The sequence below is a fragment of the Vibrio sp. Vb2131 genome (assembly GCF_033338535.1).
In the GTDB taxonomy this organism is placed as follows: Bacteria; Pseudomonadota; Gammaproteobacteria; order Enterobacterales; family Vibrionaceae; genus Vibrio; species Vibrio alginolyticus.
Window position 1 is genome coordinate 373,507 of record NZ_JAWOSW010000002.1, and the last position, 22,106, is coordinate 395,612.

Below are 22,106 nucleotides of genomic sequence, written 5' to 3' on the forward strand. Positions count from 1 at the left end.
ATCTTCATAGTAAAAGACCCAGCATATAGCTGGGTCTTACAATATCAAACTGGGTATTGATTACCAGTAGAAACGAGCACCAACACCGAAGTTAGTTGCGTCATCTGTGTCTTTGTTGTCGAAGTCAGTACCTTCGAAAGTGTAACCCGCTTCTGCGAATACACGTGCCCATTTAGAGAACTTGTATTCAACACCAGCGTAGAACCAAGAAGAGTCTGCGTCTACTTTACCTGCTTCGTCAGTAGACTGAGCTAGGTACTCGTAACCAGAGTATAGAGTTGTTTTAGGAGCAACAGCGAACATACCAGCTACAACGATGTAGTGTGAATCAACTGTTGATTTACCTAGCTTATCTTCGTTTTCGTTGTAGTAGTACGTAGCACCTAGAGTGTGCTCGTTTAGTGCGTACTCAGCAGTTACTTCAAAAGATAGGTTTTCGTTATCAGTACGCTCTGTGTGAGAAACTGTTTGCTCTACACCATTAAGAACTAGTTTTTTCTCTTTAGTTACGTTGATGTCGTTGTTCGCAGTAAGTACACCAGCGTGTAGAGATAGGTCGTTGAAAGATTTACCAACGAATACTTCTAGTACTTCTTCGTTAGAATCTTTTTCGCCTAGCGCGTAACCAGCTTTTAGCCAGAACGCGTCATTTTCGTAAGCGTATTTGATTTGAGAATCGTTGTTCCAAGCGTGACCGTATGCAGTTTCCGCTGCGTTACCACCGAAGAAGTAAGAGTAATCTGCGAAGTATACGTCATCAGCCCAAGTACCTTCTTTACCGAAGCGAAGAGTACCCATATCACCCATATCAAAACCGATGATGTGGCGACGTACGTATACAGAGTCATCTGTACGCTCGCTTGAATCAGCACCTGCGTCGTAGTTGTCACCTAGAGCAACACCGATTTCAACTTCACCCAGAACTTTTAGGCTTTCGTCAACAACGTAAACCGCGTTCACACCAGTACGAGAAGAGCTAGTGTTTAGCTCTGCTGTGTGATCAGTTTTTTCTGTGAATAGAAGAGTTGGACGTAGCTGACCGTAGAAATCTACAGAACCTTCTTCAGATTTGAATACTTCAGCTGCGTTCACTGAAGTTGCAGACGCAACTACAGCTAGTGCTAATAGAGTTTTTTTCATAATTAATCCACTGCCTTTTCTTAGTTCGGGATATCCTTGTCCGGTTCCCTTTTTTTATATGTTTGAGGTAGAGCGTTAACAAAACGTTATACAGCACCTCCTCAAAATCTGGAGCTAAGAGTGCAAAAGATTATTCTGGCTGTCAAATTTTCTAAATACCAATGTAAAAAAAACAAAATACCATTATAAAACAACAACTTGATAAGTTTACCTTTATTTATTCGACGAACATCTAACCAATCTCCATTATTATTTGTAATTTACAAAATCATTAACAAATGGTTTTTTAATCCAATAAGTAAATTTAAAAAAACAAAAAAAAGAATAAAAACCCACAAATCAGACCAAGTTGGAGTTTTATATTTTTCATATAATGAAATTAATTTCATTAAGATAAGGTTCAATATTTTTTTGTGAAGGAGATCTACATTCCTTATAAAAGCATTCCGTTTTGTGAACTACTGTACAACTAGTGATGTGTGCTACTATTCGCCTCCAACGCATTTGAGGCCCGTATGCTGACCAGTAACATTCAAAAATCGATTCGTAATAGCTATCAAAACCTTCAAGATCAACTTGATAACTTTGTGCCTAGAAGAGCACAAAACTACCTTGTTGCAGAGATTGCAAAAACGCTGTGCGGTCAGTATCACAAATCTAACCGAATACTCGTTGCAGAAGCAGGGACTGGAATTGGTAAATCGCTCTCCTATCTAATGGCGACCATTCCCGTGGCTGTACATAACAATAGAAAAGTGGTTATCTCAACGGCGACCGTCGCTCTGCAAGAGCAGCTCATAAATAAAGACCTCCCTCTTTTTCGTCGGATTACCGACCGAGAGTTTTCTTTTATTTTGGCAAAAGGCCGTCAACGCTATTGTTGTGCAGAAAAGCTCGCTACTACTAGCGGTGCTGATGGTGGCCAGTTAGCCATGTTTGAAACCAAACCTAAGCAAAAAGATATAGAGCTGTTAGAAACAATGCATCGCTCTCTTGCGCAAGGTAAATGGGACGGTGACCGTGATTCTTGGCCTAAACCCATCGACGATAAGCTTTGGCAACTGATTGTCAGTGATAAACACAGTTGCAATAACAGTTTACCAGGCCACCGCGGCTGCCCATTCCAAAAAGCGCGCTCAGAGTTGGATAAAAACGATGTCATCATTGCTAACCACTCTCTCGTCATGGCAGACGCAGATTTAGGTGGCGGCGTGATTTTACCTGAGCCAGAAAATACGATATACGTCTTCGACGAGGCACATCACTTACCTCACGTCGCTCGTGACCATGCTTCAGCATCTGCGAGTTTAAAAGGCGCGGCAGCATGGCTTGAGAAGTTAAATCAGTCGATTAGTAAGTTTTCATCACTCGCAGACGAGAAACGCGTAGCTCGATTTCGCAACGACCTTCAAGACGCGGTTCAGAACTTGATACCGGCACTGACTCAATTGCCCAAACAGTTCGACCCAGCTCAATTTGAAGAGGGTATCTACCGCTTCGAACACGGTGAACTACCTGAGTGGCTAGAGAACCAATCCAAAGAACTAAAACAGTTCAGTAAAAAAGCAAATCAGAGTGTGGCAAAAATTGCCGACCTTATTGCGGAAAGAGTAAAAGACGGGGAGCTTGCGACAAGGTTGGCTGAACCAGCGCTTGCAGAGCTCGGTTTCTACATTCAAAGGTTAGAAAACCTAGCGCAAGTATGGCATTTAATGGCTGAACCAACTCGTGAAAAAGGTGCGCCTTTAGCTCGCTGGTTAGAAACCCACCCCGATCGCGAGGGTGATTTCATTGTGAGTGTTTCGCCACTTGAAATTGGATGGCAACTCGACCAACAGATTTGGAGCAGATGTATTGGCGCCATTTTGGTTTCCGCAACGATGCGTGCATTAAACTCTTTCCATTACTTTTGCCATCAGGTTGGTATTGATGGAAAACCAGAATCAGGCACTCAGTTTTTAGCGCTTGCGTCACCATTCGATTACCAAAACCAGGCAGAATTACTCATCCCTGCGATGAAATATGAACCACCAGCGCCTCAATTTACTGAATATCTTATTGAGATCTTGCCTAAGTACTTGGAAGACAAGAAAGCCAACTTAGTATTATTCTCATCCTATTGGCAGATGAACCAAGTCGCGAAGGCACTCTCTTCGGAGTTCATAAAAAAAGGCTGGGCGTTGCAAGTTCAAGGTGAAAGCTCACGTCAAGAAATTCTAAAAAAACATAAAAAGTTAATAGAATCAAATAAAACCAGCGTCTTATTTGGTACTGGCAGTTTCTCTGAGGGGCTAGACTTACCTGGCGAATTACTTGAAAACTTGGTGATTACAAAAATTCCATTTGGCGTTCCAACCTCCCCTGTTGAGCAGGCTCATTCCGAATACATTGAGAAAAAAGGAGGAAACCCGTTTATGCAAATAACTGTACCAGACGCAAGCAAAAAGCTGATCCAGAGCGTAGGTCGCTTACTGCGTAAAGAGAGAGATTCTGGTAGAGTAACGATTCTTGATCGACGCCTAGTCACTAAGCGATACGGACAAGCCTTAATCGACTCACTACCTCCATTTAAACGTAAAATAGAATATTAGAAGAATCACCATTTATGGAAATGATTGAGCCAACCATGCTGTTGGTGTTGGCGCTTGTCGCTTTTGTCGCAGGATTTATTGATGCAGTTGCCGGTGGTGGTGGCATGCTTACCGTACCTGCTCTACTTTCGCTAGGCTTGCCGCCTCATATTGCACTAGGCACCAATAAACTTGCCGCTACCTTTGCTTCTTCTACTGCAGCATTTACGTACTACAAAAAACGTCTATTCAAACCTCAATGCTGGAGGCGTGCATTCGTGGCAACACTCGTCGGAGCGACATTAGGTACGCTATTTGTAGATGCGATTAGTACGGATTGGCTGGAAAAAGGATTGCCGCTTGTTATTTTGGCGGCAGCGTTGTATACCGTTTTTCATAAAACACCCCACTCTGCTCATCAAAGTCCAATACCCGAGCCTTGCCCAAAACTTCATAAAAAACAGTACATGCAAGGCTTATCCATAGGATTCTACGACGGACTCGCAGGGCCTGGAACTGGGGCTTTTTGGACAGTAAGTTCAATGGCGCTGTACCGGCTGAATATCTTGCTCGCCTCTGGCTTAGCAAAAGCAATGAACTTTACCAGTAACTTTACCTCTTTGATCACTTTTGCATTCCTCGGACATATCAACTGGGTGCTAGGCTTAACAATGGGAGTATGTTTAATGGCTGGTGCTTTTGTTGGCGCGCACTCCGCTATTAGATTTGGTTCTAAATTCATTCGTCCTGTATTTGTTACTGTCGTCAGCATACTAGCTATTAAATTGGCTTATGACGCATGGTTTGTAGGTTTGTCATGAACATTTCTCAACTCCAGGAAAATCTAGAACAAATGGCGAAGCAAGCCGCTGTTCTTGACCGTCAAAGAGGCGAACATCATGTTCCGCTTTTTGATGAGCGTTTATTTGGTTGCCGCTCTCGCTTACTTACTCCTTGCGTAAAAGAAGCAAAAGCCACGCTGGATGCGATTGTGCGTGAGCAAAATGAAGGTAAGCTCACCGCTTTGCGTGCTGAGTACCTCACTGAACGGTTAGTGGCGCAAATCGGTGCAATTCAACGCGAGATTTCTACCACTAAAATTCGTAAGAATGAAATCAAACATAGCAGCTATTTCCGCAAGCCTATCAACGTGCTTTATCAGGAACTCGCTCAACACCAAGAGTGGGCAAGACGCTTGCGCGAGATGGTGTTAGAAAAAGAACGTGCTGTCGAAAGCGCTCCGAGTTTTATGCGTGCCGACGCTCAAAAAGTATTACTAGCAACCGAGCAACGTTTAGCGCGTTGTGAAGCAGCACTTCTTAAGCTAGAGAACCAAATTACACATAGGGAAAAACATCAATAATGGCTGACCAACCAACCTCGCCTTTAGATGACGCACCTGAAGAGATCAAACTGGCTGTCGATTTAATCTATTTGCTTGAGAGCAATGAGATAGATCCAGAAGTTGCGCTTAACGCTTTAAAGATCGTGCAAAACGACTTAGAAAACAAATTAAAAGCAAAGTAGCTCAGAGCGTTTCAATCCTTTCACCAAGACTCATTTTCAGTGCTCTTACACAATGATACTATTCATAAAAAAGTACGCCCCCAAAAGGATAAATAATGAAAGTAATCAGCTTTAACATCAATGGACTACGTGCGCGACTGCACCAACTCCAAGCGCTAATCGACAAACACCAACCTGATGTGATTGGTCTTCAGGAAATTAAAGTTCACGATGAAGCATTCCCGATTGAAGCTGTCGAAGCCATGGGCTACAAAGTGTATTTCCATGGTCAAAAAGCACATTACGGCGTAGCAATGCTTTGTAAGCAAGAGCCTCTACACGTACAAAAAGGGTTCCCGACGGATAACGAGGAACATCAAAAGCGCATGATCATGGCAACGTTTTTAAATGAAAACGGCGAAAAGGTCACTGTGCTAAACGGCTATTTCCCTCAAGGGGATAACATCAACCACGAAACCAAATTCCCATACAAGCGCCAATTCTATAAAGATCTGATGACCTACCTAAACGATCATCACAATAACGACGAGCAATTGATTGTTATGGGTGACATCAACATCAGCCCTATTGATGCAGATATCGGTATCGGCGAACCAAACCGTAAACGTTGGCTAAAAACAGGTAAATGTTCATTCCAACCTGAAGAGCGCGAATGGTTGAAAACCTTACTAGACTGGGGCTTTGTGGACACCTTCCGTAAGCTATACCCAGAGGTGAACGATCAATTTTCGTGGTTTGACTACCGTTCTCGCGGTTTTGATGATAACCGTGGCCTACGAATTGATGTCATTTTGGCAACCCCTTCTCTAGCGGAAAAGTGTATTGAATCTGGTATCGACTATGAGCTTCGTGGTATCGAGAAGCCTTCAGATCACGCACCAATCTGGTCAACATTTAAGTAATATACTGCAAAGCTATAAGCGAGACTCAACGCTAAGCTTAGTCCAATAAAAAGGGAGACTCTGTCTCCCTTTTTCATACAAATTACCAGTTAATCACTGATTCAGCGGCCAAACCGTTTGACCATCAATAGTTATCGGTGTTTGAGCAAATTCGTTCAGACAGTAGCCTGTATTACTACTTGCAAAGTAAGTGAGCGGCATCGGCGGTAGATTCAGCGCCACAACCTGCTGTTTCGCTTTTTCTGTGAACGAGAACCCCCACATATCGAGATAGTTAGTCATATCTCGCTGAGAAATGTAGCTCAGAGCAATAAGCAACCAGTCGTTGTTCGAGATGCTATTTGCTTCTTCCCGAGAGTAGTTGGCGAAACCAATACTCAATCGTCTCTCATCCCAAAGCGCATCGTCCGATTTTAAGCGGTTAAACTCACGTTCAATCAGGTGCAAGCGCGCCAATAAATGCCAACCATTTTTAAGCACACCTTCATGCTGCGCCGCCATCATCATTTGAATGTAAACACGAGCGCCCCAACTCCAACTGGTTTGATTTTGCGCTGCCATGTATGCGTTTGGATCTGCTTGAGTTCGGCTAGCTTGCAATAATTCAAACTGGCCTTTGAAATCCAAGCTTTGGCAGGTTGAAACTTTCCCCGTATTCTGGAAGAAACGAGACTTACTGTAATACGAGTAGTAATTGGTCGTTGAATGCCCTTCCCAGCCTGAAAATCGGAATCGACCTTTTTCTAAACCATGGCCAAGCTCATGTAAATCACCGTGACCGAGTGGACTGAATGACCAATAAGCATCGTAAGGGTTACCCGAACAACCATAACCACACGTCGCTTGGTCAGCGTTCATGTGCTTCACTATATCAATATTGGCGATTTCCCAACCTTGGTTTTGGGCGTATTGAATAATTTCAGGCACTTCATCTATGCCCGGCCCTTGGAAACCTGCCAGCACATGCGGGTAGTTGTGAACATATTCTTCTGTTGCAAGCGCCATTTCCGAAGGGGTAGACCACATTTCATCGTTGACCGACTCCAACATTTTGTCGCGCTTTGAGTGTACTTCAAACCCAGGAGTGATCAGCTCAGCCCAATCGAATAAATTGGCTTCTAACTGTTGAATAAAAGCGTCGTTGTCCTTCTCACTTCTCCAAACTGGATGCTGTGCCACATGATTAAATTTCAGTTCAACCGGAACATCATTTTTGTCAAAGTGAACCTGTACTGGACCACCATAAGGAGAAGTCAGCGTGATGGTTTCACCCGGCTTCACTTCATAGCCGAATGAAGTCAGCAGTTTTGGTCGCGTGTATCCATCTTTGCTGAACTCATGAGTTGCACCACTTCTTAAAGTGTTGATGACAATCTTAGTCGCCACATCATTGCTGTCATTACGTTTAACCGTAAAGGTTTCCCCAGGAAGCGCATACACACCAGCCGAACGGAAGTTACGCTTTGATTCCATATTAATCGTTGCACTGATTCTCTTTATGTCAGGGCTAAACTCACTACGGCTGAAGTTCCCCATATTTGGTTGTTTTGGGTTTACGCTTCGGCTGTTGTATTGCACGTAATCGGCAAAGTACGACTTTAGGAATTCGGTCGTTTGGGTTGATTGTTTGTCCATCGGGAAGACAACCGTTTGACGATAATGATCAGCCAGCAATACCATGAGTTTTTCGTATTGGTAGCCGTTTTGATTAAACAAATCTACTTTTTGTTCATCAAGCTTTTGCAACCAATGGCGAATGCTGTTTGCCCCTGCATAAAATTGACTGTCCATATTCGCAGTGTCAGGGCAGGATTTGTCATCACACAGTGACAAGTCAACGTTGAAGTTTTGAGATTCAAAACGAGACAACAACGCTTGTTGTGTAATAACAGAATCCGGCACAACGTTCATCAACGATGAAGGTTCCCAGTCGACCAAGCCTAACTTACGCCAATAGTTATCTCCCACATAATCAACATGGAATTTTTCCAAAATGTCTTGGCCAAGATCAGTTAGTCCTCCATCCCAATGCAGGTATAGAACAGGAATTTGGGCTTGCTCAGCGTATTCCAAAGCTTCGAGTACTGGTTTGTTGGTATCTCCAGATTGCAGATGCTGTGACAAGATCAATAAGTTTGGAGTATTGGTTTGCAAGCAGCTAAGTAGCTTCGAACCATCGCATAGGTTGGCCTCGTTAAACGCCAGCTCTTGTGAAACATTGTCTTTCAGCCAATTCCGAGTCGCTTGCTCATCCGGAAAGTAATAAGACTGATCCATTTGCGCGATGACGACGTTTGAAGTAACTCCACCCGACAACCAAGTGACCAGGTTACTTAACCATTGCGTCATCGCCGCGTTGGAAGAGTCGGGAAAACGTTGTGCCGTTCTAAATGGGTTACTACCTAATAGTGCGTAACGTTGACCATTAGACTTTTCCCCGGCAACGCCAATTGACAGAGCTTGATCTTTGTAACCGCTTGCCATGGCCTTATTGGTCATCAAGATGGTGTCGTTGAAGCCATACTGAGGTGCCAAGATCGCGGCATCATGGGTTGGATCCCAATAAAGACCTGAAAGGCTTTTCGCAATTGCAGATTTGATCGTATTCGACTGCATCTTGTGAGCTTGCACAACTTGATGACTTTTACGAATGAAATCGCTCGGGTCAGAAACGAGCAGTGCATTACCAGTTTCCAGAGCTTGTTGAACTGGAGCTGGCGTTGGTTTTACTTGAGCATTAGGTTGTGATTCTCCCTCTCCCCCACCACATCCTGTGGCTAAGGCGGCAATGCCCAACGATAGAATTGTTTTTTTCATTTTTACTTACTAAACAATGAGTTTACCGAATGTTAATGTAAGTTAATGAATAATAAGAAAGAGTCTTTTATATCGGCTGGAAAAATAGGAATGAAGATAACAAAATTATCAAAAGCAATAGCACCCATTCCGGTGCTATTGCCTCTATTGATAATTAGCTTAAAGGACGTAGATAAGCTAAGAAACGCCTCTCTGCCACTTTGAAACACCACAAAATCATAAACGTCAGTGCCATGTAGAACAGCCCCGCCGTCAGGAAAGACTCAAATGGTGCATAGTAGCGCGAGTTAACTAGACGCGCAGCACCAGTTAAATCCATGATGGTAACGATGCCCGCGACTGCACTTCCGTGCAGCATAAATATGACCTCGTTGGAATAAGCTGGTAATGCTCGACGCAATGCACTCGGCAAGATAATACGTCTGTATGTCATAAACTTACTCATGCCATAGGCTTTCGCAGCTTCCACCTCACCTTTCGGCAAACCATTAATCGCACCACGAATAATTTCTGCGGTGTAAGCCGATGTATTCAGAATAAAAGCGACCAAAGCACAGAACCAAGCGTTCTCCCACAAGGTATCTTTCACAGGGAAAAACTGATCCATGCCGTAGTAAATCAAATACAGCTGAACCAGTAGCGGCGTTCCACGGAAAAAGTAAATGAATCCCCAAGAAGGTAAGCTTAGAGCGTAATTGGTACTATTGCGTGCCACGGCTAATGGGATAGAGACACACAAGCCAATAACCAACGCTAATCCCACTAACCAAACTGTTGTCCAAAGTCCCTGAAGATAAGTTGGAAAGCTTTCAATAATCAAAGAAAAGTCCATAACTTACCTCGCATGAATACTGAACTTACGCTCAACAAGCTTGAGTAGCCCGGTCGAAACGCTGGTAAAAAATAGAAAGATGATCGCGACAGCCATGTAAAAGGTGAACGGCATTTTCGTTGTACCTGCTGCCAATGAGCTCATTCTCACCATGTCATCCAGACCAATAATGGAAACTAACGCTGTGGTCTTAAGTAACACTAACCAGTTATTACCAAATCCAGGTAATGCATGACGAATCATCTGAGGAAGTAAGATTCTTCTAAACGATAAAGCAGAACTCATCCCATAAGCTTTCGCCGCTTCTAATTCACCCTTGTCCACCGCCATGATCGCTCCACGAAAAGTCTCCGCCATGTAGGCGCCAAAGATAAAACCAATCGTGAGTACACCAGCTATAAATGGGCTGACATCAATATAATCAGGTAAGTAAGACGTCCATTCATGGTTTGGATCACTCGAGGCAAACCACTCGTTGAGCGTTTCGTTGATGGAGTAAAGGCTGTTATTTAAAAGTATTTGTCCACCAAAGAAAATTAGCATCATCAGAACCAAATCTGGAATGCCGCGAATGACGGTGGTGTAAAGAGTGGCAATCGCCCTTGCCCATTTGTAAGGTGCTAACTTAGCTAATGCGCCAAGCATGCCTAAGACCATGGCGAGAATGAGTGAAAGCACTGCAACTTCTATTGTTACTAAAGCTCCTTTCAAAATCGAAGCTTCGTATCCTTGTAAATCTAGCATAGGTGAGTTCCTAATCCCTAAACTCAAAAAATCGACCGTTGACTACTTCTAGGAACAAGCCAACGGTCGCTTAATTACGGTTTATTCACCGTACACATCGTAGTTAAAGTATTTACCAGCAATTTCTTGGTAAACACCTTTCTCACGTAGTGAAATAATTGCTGCGTCGAGTTTCTTCGTTAGATCTTTGTCTTGTTTACGAACAGCGATACCCATACCTTCGCCAAACCATTTTGGATCGGTTAACGATGGTCCAACAAACTCATAAGCTTCGCCACCTGCTTTGTTGATCACACCCTCTTCTAGAGCAGAAGCATCACCTAAAACAGCAGCAATTCGACCATTTTCTAGATCAAGATACGCTTCATCAAAAGAGCCATAACGCACAATTTCAACATCATCGCCGTAGTTGTCAGTTAAGTACTTGTCATGTGTCGTCGCACGTTGCACGCCAATTTTGACATCTTTAAGATTATCAAAATCTAGACCCGCACCTTTCTTAGCGATAAATTTATTTGGAATTTGTGCGTACTTGCCAGTGAAATCGACTTTTTTCTTGCGCTCTTCAGTGATAGACATTGCTGCGATGATGGCATCGTACTTACGTGCAAGCAGAGAAGGAATAATACCATCCCAATCTTGAGCGACGATTTTGCACTTCACTTGCATCTCTTCACAGAGTGCATTTGCCATGTCTACGTCAAAGCCTTTTATTGAGCCATCAGTTTCTGTCCAGCTAAACGGAGGGTAAGCGCCTTCGATACCAAAGCGAACTGTTTTCCATTCTTTCGCTTGGGCAACACCTGATACTGCCGTTGCAGCAATCGTTGCTGCTAATAACCACTTTTTCATTTCCATACTCCTGTGATTGCTATTTTATTTCGTTTTGTTTGTTGTGTTGGCTTAGGAGGCAATAGTCTGCCGCCTAACAAATATTAGTAAATGGATGAGATAAACTGCTGTAATCGTTCTGAATCCGGGTTTGTAAATAGCTTAGCTGGATTTCCCTGTTCTTCCACTAAGCCTTGATGTAAAAACATCACATGGTTTGATACGTCACGCGCAAACGCCATTTCGTGCGTGACCACCAGCATAGTTCGCCCTTCATCTGCCAAATCTCTCATTACCCCCAGAACTTCTCCTACAAGTTCTGGGTCAAGCGCAGAAGTTGGCTCGTCAAACAACATCACCTCTGGGTCAACTGCTAGCGCACGGGCAATAGCTGCACGTTGCTGCTGGCCGCCAGATAAGTGCCCAGGGTAATAATCTTTACGCTCATACAAGCCTACTTTCTTAAGCAAGACTTCTGCATTTTCAATCGCTTGAGCTTTTGGCACGCCTAAGACATGAACAGGCGCCTCAATCACGTTTTCTAGTACGGTTAGGTGAGACCAGAGGTTGAAACCTTGGAAAACCATTGCCAGGCGTGAACGAATACGTTGGACTTGCTTTTCATTAGCAGGAACAGATTCACCTGCTCTGTTGTTCTTCATTTGGATTAATTCACCATTTACCCAAATTTCGCCCGCGGTAGGCGTTTCTAGCAAGTTGATACATCTGAGAAAGGTACTCTTACCTGAGCCGGAAGAGCCAATGATGGAGATAACATCTCCTTTGTGCGCGGCAAGTGAAATGCCTTTTAAAACTTCATTTTGTCCAAATGTTTTGTGCAGGTCTTTTATATCTAGCGCTGGTACATCATTCATGCGCCCTACTCCCTGTGTTTTTGTCACTGCAATTAAGGGACTCCGCCCTCTCTAATTCGGAACAAATTAGCATCGCCCTCTGAAACTTGCAACAAATTATTAACCTAAATAATTCGAATAGAAAGATACGATAGACAAATTAATATGCAATATATAGCAACATATTCTTCAAAAGTTGAATATTAAATATAAAAAAGCCCCTTTCAAAGGGGCTTAATAAATTTACAAAAGTGTTAATTGAAACCTATTCGAGGTCGCAATGAATTAATTAAAACGACTGACTACCAACGAGTTTGAAGTACGTAATGTCACCTCATTTTCTAAGCCTTCTTTTTCAGAAGTAATGATGCCATCTAGGTCTTCATCTAGTTCAGGCTCTGACGCTTCACCATTGGAGAAGAAGCTCATGAAAACTTTAGAATCAATATTACTATCTTCATTCACTACCAAAGCAGTGCGATTAAAATCGTCCGAAGCTGAAACTTTCAAACCGTTAACGGCCGATGTTGGGAAGTTGTAGTAATGCAATTCTGGAACAACAACAGAATCACTATCACTTGTTGTGAAAATGCGATGTGTGACCCTGTAGTCGCCTGAAGTTGCAAAGTAAGCGACACGAGTAAAGCCTTCAGTAGACGATGTTAAGCCCATGTCCAGATCAATCACGGACTCTGCACTTCCTTGCGTTGATACACTTGGTTTTGTGTTCGGCAGGTTATCAATATTTAAGTAAGCACTCGGATCAACGTCAATATCCCATCCGTCAGAGATCGTTTCGTTAAGTAGAGACTCCCAACCATTAACTTGATTCTCTGAGAACGCCATGTATACCCAAGTTTCTTTATTCGTTGCACTAGGGCGATTATATTCAACGGCCGTTTTATCCAGCTTCAACGCGTCATATGCAAAGCCGTTAGTAACAAAGCCAATGTTGAGCGAGTCGTAAGTATAGTCAGAAGACGAATAAATGTTTGACGTATTATCCGCTCTAACTAAGGCTATCTCACCAGTTCCCCACGAACCAATACCATACTGGTAAAGCGCTTTGTCGCTTGAACCTGATTCATACTGAAACAATGCCGTTGGTTCACCTTTAAGCCCCATCAGTTCATCAGTAGGCAACATATCAGGGTTCGGAGACGTGAAAATATCGGTTTGCGAGACAAAGTTGTAATCTCCGCCACCTGATTCAGCGTTTCGGTAATCTAAGTTAGTAAACTTATTGCTTGCTAAGTTACCGCCAGTAAAGCATTTGTTCAAAGAGTCTCGGTTTAGTGCAAAAGTAGCATTACGTAGTTTCTTATCTTGCAAGAACTCTTTTGAAAACGTGTTTACGCGAGCTTCTTTGCCGTTAAATTCTATTGCTTGAAACGTTACAAAGCCGCCGTCAGGGATATCTTCAAGATAAAACTTAAAGTTATCAGTGGTAGGTTTGATAATGTCTCCGGATCTTTTGCCATCGGCATCAGAGTAGTAACCGATAACATAGTTGGTCACTTGCTCTTTTGACGCTGCACTGTAGGTTAAAACCGTTTTATCGCCGTTCAGCTCAGTTTTGTGGTCATATACAGTACAACCTTTCGTAGTTGCTTCACTTTCAGTCATTGTTGCTGGTATAGCAAAATCAAAAGTAAACGCAGTTTTCGGCGCTGCACCACCGCCACCGCCGCCACCGCCGCCGCAACCGACCATTAACCCTGAGATGATTGCCACTAGTGGCAGTACTTTAAGCTGTTTCATGTCTTTTTCCTAAACTGAGCGGCAATGATTAGCCAAAAAATTGTCTTTGCTCTGTCCAAAGCAAGAATAAAGCCAGCTTTATATAATCACCGTGAATATTGACATTTAATCTGCATCTCGTGCAAAAGGACAAAAAGTTCTAATTTTATGCAACTTGTGTAATGAAATTACACAAGATCTCCGCATCTCATTCGCATGCCAGAAACTTTCTGTAGTTTTATTTCACAACCATTCTTAAAGTGATCTAAATCAATCACCCTAAATGGCTATCTTGCTAGACTCCTGCCAAAAGATGAGGCTTTTTTTGTGCCTCAACACAATAAGTTATTAGCTATGCTTAGGCACAGTGTCGACGTGTAACAAATCTAACAATAGCTAGCATAAGCGTGCCGCAGGATGCGGATTAACACAATTGAATGAAGAATTCATAACTTTTAAATATATGAGGAATCTATGTCAGACGCAGTTAACAAAACGCACTCTGATTCAGATATCGAGACCAAGAGCTACCGTGAGCTTCATCGTCCAGCATCTGAGTTCGCAAGCCGTTCAGACTACCTAGACCACGAACTACAAATTATGAAGCCACGTCGTTTTGGCTTGAACTTGCCAGGTCGTGACTTCCGCTTTGAGCTTGAAGACCTTGTTCCAGCGCTTGCTGGTACTATCGGTATTATCGCAATGTACTCTGCGGTAATGATGTCTTGGGCTGAAGGTCTTACTGCAGCATGGGACCACGTAAACTTAGGCAAGGACTTTGCTATCGAAGTTGCGCGTGTAGAAATGCTCATCCCTGCACTTCTTTTCTGTGTACTTGCCTCTGGTTTTATTAACCCTAAAGCCAACCTAGCAGGCAACCACGGCCCAATGATCCCTCTTATTGGTACCATCGCTCTTGCTGGTGCTCATCCTCTTGCATTAGCAATTCTCATTGGTGTGTTTGGTTTGATTTTGAGCCTCTTAAAAGGTGGGTCAAAACTGGTTAACCTCACCTCTGAAGGTACGGCTGGTGGCCTTCTTATTTTCCTAGGTTTAACCGGAACCATGAGCCAAATTAACTCTATTCAAGCTTGGGCTGTTGGTTTGCAATCCGATACGGTTGCCGCTGGTAGCATGGGTTACATCGGTCTAATTGTTCTTGCGGTTACCATTGGCTTATACGCGTTCCTTGCTAAAGTGAACAAACGCTGGCTAGCGATCCCTGTTTGTGCCTTCACTGGGCTTGCAATCGCACTTGCTCTTGGCGCAGGCTTCGATATTAAATTCGTAACCGAGACAGGCCTTCCAAACCTAAATCCAATCTACTGGTGGGGTTCAACAGAAGAAGGTTGGATGCTTGGTCTTCCTAATATGGAACACTTCATCGCTTCACTACCATTCGCCATTCTTGCGGTAGCAATGTGGTCACCTGACTTCTTGGGTCACCGTATCTTCCAAGAGATGAACTACCCACGTAAGAGTGAGAAAGTGCTGATGGACGTTGATGACACAATGACAATGTGTTCCGTTCGCCAAATGGTCGGTACTGCAGTGGGTGGTGGTAACATCACATCATCTTGGGGGACTTACATGATCCCTGCTGCAATCGCGAAACGCCCTATTCCTGCTGGCGCCATCTTACTAGGCTCTCTATGTATTATTGTTGCAATCCTTGGTTTTCCTATGGACGTTGCAGTATGGCCTCCAGTTATGCGCGTTGCTCTTCTCGTTGGTGTATCTCTACCACTGCTTGAAGCTGGCATGCAGATGGTGAAGGACTCGAAAGACTCACAAGCAGCAGGCATTTGTATCTTTGGTTCTGCCGTTGTTAATCCAGTTCTAGCTTGGGCACTAACTATGCTTTTAGATAACAACGGTTTAATTGGAGATAAAGAGCGCGCGTCTCGCCTATCATTTGTAGACAAGATTGTGATCCCAGTAAGCGTACTTGTTATCTGTTTAGTTGCTATGCTTGCAGTTGGTATGCTTGAAGGCCAGTATGGCATCCAAGCTTGGCTATAAGCTAGCAGTCCAGAAATTTGTGGGTAGCGCTCGTCGCTACCCCATTTTTATCGAGATTTTTGAGAATTTATTGATTTAGTTTAAGGTTTGCAAAAAAATTTTAGTTTAACCTCTAACTGTTGCTTAAAAAGAGAAACGTTAAAACTAGTGACAATATTTATAGTTTTGTAAATCGAATACGTAAATTTAAGACTATAAATATTGTTATTCATAAGAGTGTACTGTTCCCCTCTTTTATCTGGGGATAGCTGGCTCAACGGCGAAGCAGTACGTATTTTTTTCTACTAAAAAGGTAGGTATGTCATGGCAGAGCAATTTGCTAAAGCTTGGGAAGGTTTTGCTGCAGGCGACTGGCAAAACGAAGTAAACGTTCGTGATTTCATTCAGAAGAACTACACTCCGTACGAAGGCGACGAATCTTTCCTAGTTTCTGAAGGTACTGAAGCGACTAACAAGCTTTGGGCTAAGGTAATGGAAGGCATCAAACAAGAGAACGCGACTCACGCTCCTGTTGATTTTGATACTTCAGTTATCTCTACCATCACTGCTCACGATGCAGGCTACATCGAAAAAGACCTAGAAACTATCGTAGGTCTTCAAACTGACGCTCCTCTAAAACGTGCGATCATCCCTAACGGTGGTATCCGCATGGTTGAAGGTTCATGCAAAGCCTACGACCGCGAGCTAGACCCACAAGTTAAAAAAATCTACACAGAATACCGTAAAACTCACAACCAAGGCGTTTTCGATATCTACACTCCTCAAATCATGGCGTGTCGTAAATCTGGCGTACTGACTGGTCTTCCAGATGCATACGGTCGTGGTCGTATCATCGGTGACTACCGTCGTGTTGCTCTATACGGTATTGACTTCCTAATGAAGGATAAATTCGCGCAGTTCTCTTCTCTACAAGAGCGTTTTGAGAACGGCGAAGACCTACAAATGACAATGCAGCTTCGTGAAGAGATCGCAGAGCAACACCGTGCTCTAGGTCAAATCAAAGAAATGGCTGCAAAATACGGTTGTGATATTTCTCGTCCTGCTGAAACTGCGCAAGAAGCTATTCAGTGGACTTACTTCGGTTACCTAGCTGCTGTTAAATCTCAAAACGGTGCGGCTATGTCTCTAGGTCGTACTTCTACGTTCCTAGACATCTTCATCGAACGTGATATCGCGGCTGGTAAGCTAACTGAAGAACAAGCTCAGGAAATGATCGACCACTTCGTAATGAAACTACGTATGGTTCGTTTCCTACGTACTCCTGAGTACGATGATCTATTCTCTGGCGACCCTATCTGGGCAACTGAGTCTATGGGTGGTATGGGTCTTGACGGTCGTACGCTAGTTACTCGTACAAACTTCCGTTTCCTAAACTCACTATACACTATGGGTCCTTCTCCAGAGCCAAACATCACTGTTCTTTGGTCTGAGCAACTACCTGAAGGCTTCAAGAAGTTCTGTGCGAAAGTATCTATCGATACTTCTTCTATTCAGTACGAAAATGACGACCTAATGCGTCCAGACATGAACTCTGACGACTACGCGATCGCATGTTGTGTATCTCCAATGGTTGTTGGTAAGCAAATGCAGTTCTTCGGTGCTCGTGCGAACCTTGCGAAAACAATGCTTTACACCATCAACGGTGGTGTGGATGAGAAGCTAAAAATCCAAGTTGGCCCGCAAATGCCTAAGATCGAAGGCGATGTTCTTAACTACGATGAACTGTGGGAGAAAATGGACCACTTCATGGATTGGCTAGCGAAACAATATGTGACTGCACTAAACGCTATCCACTTCATGCACGATAAGTACAGCTACGAAGCGGCGCTAATGGCTCTACACGACCGTGACGTTAAGCGTACTATGGCTTGTGGTATTGCTGGTCTATCTGTTGCAGCTGACTCACTATCTGCAATTAAATACGCAAAAGTTAAGCCAATTCGTGACGAAGACGGTCTAGCAATCGACTTCGAAATCGAAGGCGATTACCCTAAATTCGGTAACAACGACCCACGCGTTGATGACATTGCATGTGAACTTGTTTCTGTATTTATGGGCAAAATCCGTAAGCTTAAGACTTACCGTGATGCAATCCCTACTCAGTCAATTCTTACTATCACTTCAAACGTGGTTTACGGTAAGAAAACTGGTAACACGCCTGACGGTCGTCGTGCTGGTGCTCCATTTGCTCCAGGTGCAAACCCAATGCACGGTCGTGACGAGAAAGGTGCTGTAGCATCACTAACTTCAGTTGCTAAACTGCCGTTTGCTGACGCACAAGATGGTATCTCTTACACATTCTCTATCGTACCTAACGCACTAGGTAAAGATGAGGGTTCACAACGCGCTAACCTTGCTGGTCTGATGGATGGTTACTTCCACCACGAAGCGGGTATCGAAGGTGGCCAACACCTAAACGTGAACGTTCTTAACCGTGAAACTCTAGAAGACGCAGTTAAGCACCCAGAGAAATACCCTCAGCTAACAATCCGTGTATCTGGTTACGCTGTTCGCTTCAACTCTCTAACTGCAGAGCAACAAGCTGACGTAATCGCACGTACATTCACTGAGTCTCTATAAGACTATAGCGAAATAACGTTCTAGTAATACAACAAAGGCTGATGCTAAGTAGCATCAGCCTTTTTTTATTTCTTGAATGAAAGTTGTGATATCGCGAAAGACTTTTGCCCGCATTCTTACGTATGATGCGAAAAAAGTTAGCAAATAAAGTCTATGAGATTTAGTAAATTAATTATTCTTACCCTTCTTTCTCCAGTTGCAATAGCATCCACTAAGTCTACGGTTTCTTTTACCATCGACAACGATGGTATTTTTGGCGTCGATCAAGACTATACGAATGGTGTATTCCTTTCGTACGCGACAGACCAACTGATACAAGAAAGCCAATGGAAATGGCTGAGTCTAGCTAACTCAGAGCACGCCAATATCGATAAAATAGAGTTGGTTCTTGGCCACAAAATGTGGACTCCAAGCGACATTGAAGCCGATTATCCACTAATCAATGATCGCCCATATGCCGGTTACCTACACACCGAAATCAACTACCTTTCCCTAACGAGTGACAAAGCTGTACGGTACAATTTCACCATAGGAGCTACGGGTGAAAGTTCGCTATCAAAAAAGGCGCAAGAAATCGTTCACGGCATAACAGGATCGACGGACCCTCAAGGTTGGGATTACCAGATTGAAGATAAAGTTGCGTTCAGCCTTGGTTACCGCGTATTTAACAAATTGATGCGCAGCGAAGAACAAAAAACACAATGGGAGATCACCAACATTAACGACATCAATGCGGGTAACTTCCGTAGTGATGTCTCTCAAGGCGTCATGTTTCGTTGGGGTACAAACCTAGCGAATAGCATCGGAGCCGCCAATATCAGTGTCGAAAGCCCTTTCTCAGCAAGTATGATCGCTCAGAACACGTCGAGTTGGTTCTTGTTCACCGGGTTTGAAGGTCGTTACCGCTTTAATGACATGACTATCGAAGGAGATCGTCCTGGCATTCCTGAACCGTCAGCGCCATACGACGTCACACTGCAAAATTGGCAAGCAAGTGCCGTCGCGGGAGTATCTTGGTACAACCAAAATTACGGTGCAAGCATCACCTTTACAATTAAAACACCGGATTATGAAGAAGCCCAAACCGATGTTTATGGGACAGGCTCGTTCTCCGTGTTCGCCTTTTTCTAAAAACTGGATTATCCCAGCATCGAAGTCAATCTAGATACACGGCAAGTTCTCGGGGTAGGTATTAACCACCTCGTGTTCAAGCGTTTATGTAGATTGGCTCCATCTATTTTCTTTCTTCAAATAACCTTGCCTTTAGTACCGACAAAGCTGTTTTAACCCTGCTTTTTGTAATAAAATAACAGCTAGAATTTACTAGTAATGAGAGCAAAAGATGTCAACAGCTGGTCGTATTCACTCATTTGAGTCATGTGGTACCGTAGACGGACCTGGTATTCGATTTATCGTCTTCTTGCAAGGTTGTTTAATGCGCTGTAAGTATTGCCATAACCGCGATACTTGGGACACGCATGATGGCAAAGAAGTCACGGTTGAAGAAATCATTTCCGAAGCGAAAAGTTACCGCCACTTCATGAATGCATCAGGTGGTGGCGTTACTTGTTCTGGCGGCGAAGCGATGCTTCAACCGGAATTCGTACGTGATTTTTTCCGCGCAGCTAAAACCGAAGGCATTCATACATGTCTAGATACTAACGGTTATGTTCGTAAGCACACTGATGTTATCGATGAAGTACTGGATGCAACAGACTTAGTCATGCTTGACATCAAACACATGAAAGACGAAGTGCACCAAGATCTCATCGGTGTATCCAACCGACGCACATTGGACTTTGCTCGTTACTTGCAAAAAATCGGAAAGAAAACATGGATTCGCTATGTCGTCGTGCCTGGTTACACAGATGACCCAGAAGCAGCACACATGCTTGGTGAATTTATTAAAGACATGGATAACATCGAAAAGGTCGAGTTACTTCCTTACCACAAATTAGGGGCTCATAAGTGGGAAGCGTTAGGCTTAGAATACCCACTCGAAGGCGTAAACCCGCCACCGAAAGAAACCATGGATGAAATTCAATCCATTCTTGCTCAATACAACGATAACGTAAAATACTAAGTGAACCGCAAGACTAACCTCTTTAAAATACCAGCTTATTGCTGGTATTTTTTTGATTATATCTAAGCCTTATCAGTGAGTTTCTCTGCGGTCATTTAGGTATAAAAAGAACGATAGAAATGATTGCGTCATGTTCGCATAGGAAGGAAGTAACATGGATTTGTTTAACTTAGGCTCTCTTGTTGTCTCAATTTGGATAGTAGTAGTCTACTGCCTACCAGATTGGAAAAAAGTCGTTTGGCCCAAACTGGAAAAAGAAAAAGGATTTCAGCACCTCGTTTTTGCAACGCTCTTCTTTTTCAGTATTTTATGGGCCGCTCAAGCAGGTGTAAAAGAAGGATTACAGATTCATTTTCTTGCACTAACAACGCTGACGATGATGTATGGTTGGCGCATGGCATTTATACTCAGCATTCCCGCTATGTTGGTCAACCACCTACTACATGATGTGTCCTTGCTACTCTTACCCACGTCGTTAGTTCTATCTGCCCTAATTCCGATTTTCATTAGTTACTTAGTGTTTCTTCTGAGTTACCACTACTTGCCACGAAACATTTTTGTTTTCATCTTCGTTGCTGGATTTTTCAATGGCGCGATAACAGGAAGTCTGCACCTCATCATTAACTCTTTTTATCACCTATCAGTTGGTCACTACGATTGGGAAACCATTCAACATAACTACTTTGTTTTTGTGCCGTTGCTCGCCTTTCCAGAAGGTCTATTAAATGGTATGGCACTGGCGGTTTTAACCGTATTCAAGCCAGAGTGGCTGAGAGTATTTTCAGACCGAGACTACATATACAATCATTACCATAAATAAGTGTTTTCAAACTGGTCAAAAGTGACAGTTCTTGCCATTTTTTAGTATTAAATATGTGTTGAGATCATGTTTCACTCATGTCTTAAGCGTTAACCTAAGCACATTAAAAATGTATTAGATATCTAGTGAGGTCACCATGGAAATGTCAAACGCTCAACGTTTGATTCTATCAAACCAATACAACCTTATGTCTCAACTTGATCCAAGTAATGCGGCCAAATACAAACGCTTACAAACGATCGTTGAACGTGGTTATGAACTACAAATGCGAGAGTTGAACAAAGATTTCGGCTGCCTCTCAGAAGCAGAATGTCGTGAGATCATCGACGTTATGGAGATGTATCATGCGATGCAAGAATCTTACAACATGCTAGACGATGAAGACCGCAGCAACGTAGATCAGCGCCGCTTGAAGTTCTTGGGATTTGATATCGCTTCAGAAGCGCAACAAGTACATTACGTACGTTTTCTCATCGATTCTGAAGGTTTGTACCCTCAGTTTGACAAGGCAGATCATCACTTTAACAGCCAAATGCCGATGCTAGATAAATACCGCCGTATGCTGCAAACTTGGCGTAACTGCCCTCGTCAGTATCATTTATGTGAAAACGAACTAGCGCAAATCTTCAGCGCATAAAATGGTC

Annotated in this window: 18 protein-coding genes; 11 read left to right on the forward strand and 7 right to left on the reverse strand. The window is 43.3% G+C overall.

The window, feature by feature from the left end; genetic code table 11:
• Window positions 1–60: 60 nt before the first annotated feature.
• Window positions 61–1,140, reverse strand: a complete 1,080-nt coding sequence (locus R7E38_RS03820; RefSeq protein ID WP_005378424.1) for a porin — start codon at window positions 1,138–1,140, stop codon at window positions 61–63.
• A gap of 515 nt (window positions 1,141–1,655) precedes the next feature.
• Between R7E38_RS03820 and dinG the strand changes: the two genes are divergently transcribed.
• The 5 genes from dinG to xthA all read left to right on the forward strand — a co-directional run bounded on the left by dinG (window position 1,656) and on the right by xthA (window position 6,139).
• Window positions 1,656–3,731 carry an ATP-dependent DNA helicase DinG gene (gene dinG, locus R7E38_RS03825; protein WP_226082844.1) on the forward strand — a complete coding sequence of 692 codons (2,076 nt, stop codon included), beginning with the start codon at window positions 1,656–1,658 and terminating at the stop codon, window positions 3,729–3,731.
• Between the two features lie 14 nt (window positions 3,732–3,745).
• Window positions 3,746–4,531, forward strand: coding sequence for a sulfite exporter TauE/SafE family protein (locus R7E38_RS03830; RefSeq protein WP_005387866.1), 786 nt, complete (start codon window positions 3,746–3,748; stop codon window positions 4,529–4,531).
• A complete protein-coding gene (locus R7E38_RS03835; protein ID WP_033905048.1) occupies window positions 4,528–5,073 on the forward strand; it encodes a primosomal replication protein in 546 nt (181 codons plus the stop codon). Before R7E38_RS03830 ends, R7E38_RS03835 begins: the two co-directional genes overlap by 4 nt.
• Entirely contained in the window at window positions 5,073–5,237 is a 165-nt protein-coding gene (gene rsmS, locus R7E38_RS03840; protein WP_005378432.1) for a pleiotropic regulatory protein RsmS, read from the forward strand. Before R7E38_RS03835 ends, rsmS begins: the two co-directional genes overlap by 1 nt.
• A 95-nt stretch (window positions 5,238–5,332) precedes the next feature.
• On the forward strand, window positions 5,333–6,139 hold the full coding sequence (gene xthA / locus R7E38_RS03845; protein WP_213965359.1) for an exodeoxyribonuclease III: 807 nt from the start codon (window positions 5,333–5,335) through the stop codon (window positions 6,137–6,139).
• A gap of 93 nt (window positions 6,140–6,232) precedes the next feature.
• Here the strand turns inward: xthA and R7E38_RS03850 are convergent, their stop codons facing one another.
• The 6 genes from R7E38_RS03850 to R7E38_RS03875 all read right to left on the reverse strand — a co-directional run bounded on the left by R7E38_RS03850 (window position 6,233) and on the right by R7E38_RS03875 (window position 13,978).
• Window positions 6,233–8,956, reverse strand: a complete 2,724-nt coding sequence (locus R7E38_RS03850; RefSeq protein WP_226082842.1) for an ImpA family metalloprotease — start codon at window positions 8,954–8,956, stop codon at window positions 6,233–6,235.
• A 154-nt stretch (window positions 8,957–9,110) separates the two neighbouring features.
• Window positions 9,111–9,788, reverse strand: a complete 678-nt coding sequence (locus tag R7E38_RS03855) for an ABC transporter permease (protein ID WP_053303243.1) — start codon at window positions 9,786–9,788, stop codon at window positions 9,111–9,113.
• A gap of 3 nt (window positions 9,789–9,791) precedes the next feature.
• A complete protein-coding gene (locus R7E38_RS03860; protein ID WP_171344556.1) occupies window positions 9,792–10,532 on the reverse strand; it encodes an ABC transporter permease in 741 nt (246 codons plus the stop codon).
• An 81-nt stretch (window positions 10,533–10,613) separates the two neighbouring features.
• Complete coding sequence (locus R7E38_RS03865; RefSeq protein ID WP_005378437.1) at window positions 10,614–11,384, reverse strand: ABC transporter substrate-binding protein; 771 nt, start codon at window positions 11,382–11,384, stop codon at window positions 10,614–10,616.
• 83 nt (window positions 11,385–11,467) lie between these two features.
• Complete coding sequence (locus tag R7E38_RS03870; RefSeq protein ID WP_005378438.1) at window positions 11,468–12,238, reverse strand: ABC transporter ATP-binding protein; 771 nt, start codon at window positions 12,236–12,238, stop codon at window positions 11,468–11,470.
• A gap of 264 nt (window positions 12,239–12,502) precedes the next feature.
• Window positions 12,503–13,978: a hypothetical protein gene (locus tag R7E38_RS03875; protein ID WP_017820023.1), complete on the reverse strand. Its 1,476-nt coding sequence runs from the start codon at window positions 13,976–13,978 to the stop codon at window positions 12,503–12,505.
• A 453-nt stretch (window positions 13,979–14,431) separates the two neighbouring features.
• Here R7E38_RS03875 and R7E38_RS03880 point away from each other — a divergent pair, with 453 nt between their 5' ends.
• The 6 genes from R7E38_RS03880 (at window position 14,432) to R7E38_RS03905 (ending at window position 22,099) form a co-directional block, all read left to right on the forward strand.
• Window positions 14,432–15,979, forward strand: a complete 1,548-nt coding sequence (locus R7E38_RS03880; protein ID WP_005378441.1) for a DUF3360 family protein — start codon at window positions 14,432–14,434, stop codon at window positions 15,977–15,979.
• Between the two features lie 303 nt (window positions 15,980–16,282).
• On the forward strand, window positions 16,283–18,559 hold the full coding sequence (gene pflB, locus R7E38_RS03885; protein ID WP_005378442.1) for a formate C-acetyltransferase: 2,277 nt from the start codon (window positions 16,283–16,285) through the stop codon (window positions 18,557–18,559).
• Window positions 18,560–18,712: 153 nt separating this feature from the next.
• Window positions 18,713–19,690 carry a lipid A deacylase LpxR family protein gene (locus R7E38_RS03890; protein WP_226082838.1) on the forward strand — a complete coding sequence of 326 codons (978 nt, stop codon included), beginning with the start codon at window positions 18,713–18,715 and terminating at the stop codon, window positions 19,688–19,690.
• Window positions 19,691–19,901: 211 nt separating this feature from the next.
• Window positions 19,902–20,642 carry a pyruvate formate lyase 1-activating protein gene (pflA, locus tag R7E38_RS03895; RefSeq protein ID WP_005387854.1) on the forward strand — a complete coding sequence of 247 codons (741 nt, stop codon included), beginning with the start codon at window positions 19,902–19,904 and terminating at the stop codon, window positions 20,640–20,642.
• Window positions 20,643–20,796: 154 nt separating this feature from the next.
• Window positions 20,797–21,462 carry an energy-coupling factor ABC transporter permease gene (locus R7E38_RS03900; protein WP_104978939.1) on the forward strand — a complete coding sequence of 222 codons (666 nt, stop codon included), beginning with the start codon at window positions 20,797–20,799 and terminating at the stop codon, window positions 21,460–21,462.
• Between the two features lie 136 nt (window positions 21,463–21,598).
• Window positions 21,599–22,099 carry a YfbU family protein gene (locus R7E38_RS03905; RefSeq protein WP_005378446.1) on the forward strand — a complete coding sequence of 167 codons (501 nt, stop codon included), beginning with the start codon at window positions 21,599–21,601 and terminating at the stop codon, window positions 22,097–22,099.
• Window positions 22,100–22,106 lie beyond the last annotated feature (7 nt).

What these genes read in the sequence shown, in the direction of transcription:
- R7E38_RS03820 (WP_005378424.1), bottom strand. Translation starts at nt 1,140, where the DNA reads ATGAAAAAAACTCTATTAGCACTAGCTGTAGTTGCGTCTGCAACTTCA.
- dinG (WP_226082844.1), top strand. Translation starts at nt 1,656, where the DNA reads ATGCTGACCAGTAACATTCAAAAATCGATTCGTAATAGCTATCAAAAC.
- R7E38_RS03830 (WP_005387866.1), top strand. Translation starts at nt 3,746, where the DNA reads ATGGAAATGATTGAGCCAACCATGCTGTTGGTGTTGGCGCTTGTCGCT.
- R7E38_RS03835 (WP_033905048.1), top strand. Translation starts at nt 4,528, where the DNA reads ATGAACATTTCTCAACTCCAGGAAAATCTAGAACAAATGGCGAAGCAA.
- rsmS (WP_005378432.1), top strand. Translation starts at nt 5,073, where the DNA reads ATGGCTGACCAACCAACCTCGCCTTTAGATGACGCACCTGAAGAGATC.
- xthA (WP_213965359.1), top strand. Translation starts at nt 5,333, where the DNA reads ATGAAAGTAATCAGCTTTAACATCAATGGACTACGTGCGCGACTGCAC.
- R7E38_RS03850 (WP_226082842.1), bottom strand. Translation starts at nt 8,956, where the DNA reads ATGAAAAAAACAATTCTATCGTTGGGCATTGCCGCCTTAGCCACAGGA.
- R7E38_RS03855 (WP_053303243.1), bottom strand. Translation starts at nt 9,788, where the DNA reads ATGGACTTTTCTTTGATTATTGAAAGCTTTCCAACTTATCTTCAGGGA.
- R7E38_RS03860 (WP_171344556.1), bottom strand. Translation starts at nt 10,532, where the DNA reads ATGCTAGATTTACAAGGATACGAAGCTTCGATTTTGAAAGGAGCTTTA.
- R7E38_RS03865 (WP_005378437.1), bottom strand. Translation starts at nt 11,384, where the DNA reads ATGAAAAAGTGGTTATTAGCAGCAACGATTGCTGCAACGGCAGTATCA.
- R7E38_RS03870 (WP_005378438.1), bottom strand. Translation starts at nt 12,238, where the DNA reads ATGAATGATGTACCAGCGCTAGATATAAAAGACCTGCACAAAACATTT.
- R7E38_RS03875 (WP_017820023.1), bottom strand. Translation starts at nt 13,978, where the DNA reads ATGAAACAGCTTAAAGTACTGCCACTAGTGGCAATCATCTCAGGGTTA.
- R7E38_RS03880 (WP_005378441.1), top strand. Translation starts at nt 14,432, where the DNA reads ATGTCAGACGCAGTTAACAAAACGCACTCTGATTCAGATATCGAGACC.
- pflB (WP_005378442.1), top strand. Translation starts at nt 16,283, where the DNA reads ATGGCAGAGCAATTTGCTAAAGCTTGGGAAGGTTTTGCTGCAGGCGAC.
- R7E38_RS03890 (WP_226082838.1), top strand. Translation starts at nt 18,713, where the DNA reads ATGAGATTTAGTAAATTAATTATTCTTACCCTTCTTTCTCCAGTTGCA.
- pflA (WP_005387854.1), top strand. Translation starts at nt 19,902, where the DNA reads ATGTCAACAGCTGGTCGTATTCACTCATTTGAGTCATGTGGTACCGTA.
- R7E38_RS03900 (WP_104978939.1), top strand. Translation starts at nt 20,797, where the DNA reads ATGGATTTGTTTAACTTAGGCTCTCTTGTTGTCTCAATTTGGATAGTA.
- R7E38_RS03905 (WP_005378446.1), top strand. Translation starts at nt 21,599, where the DNA reads ATGGAAATGTCAAACGCTCAACGTTTGATTCTATCAAACCAATACAAC.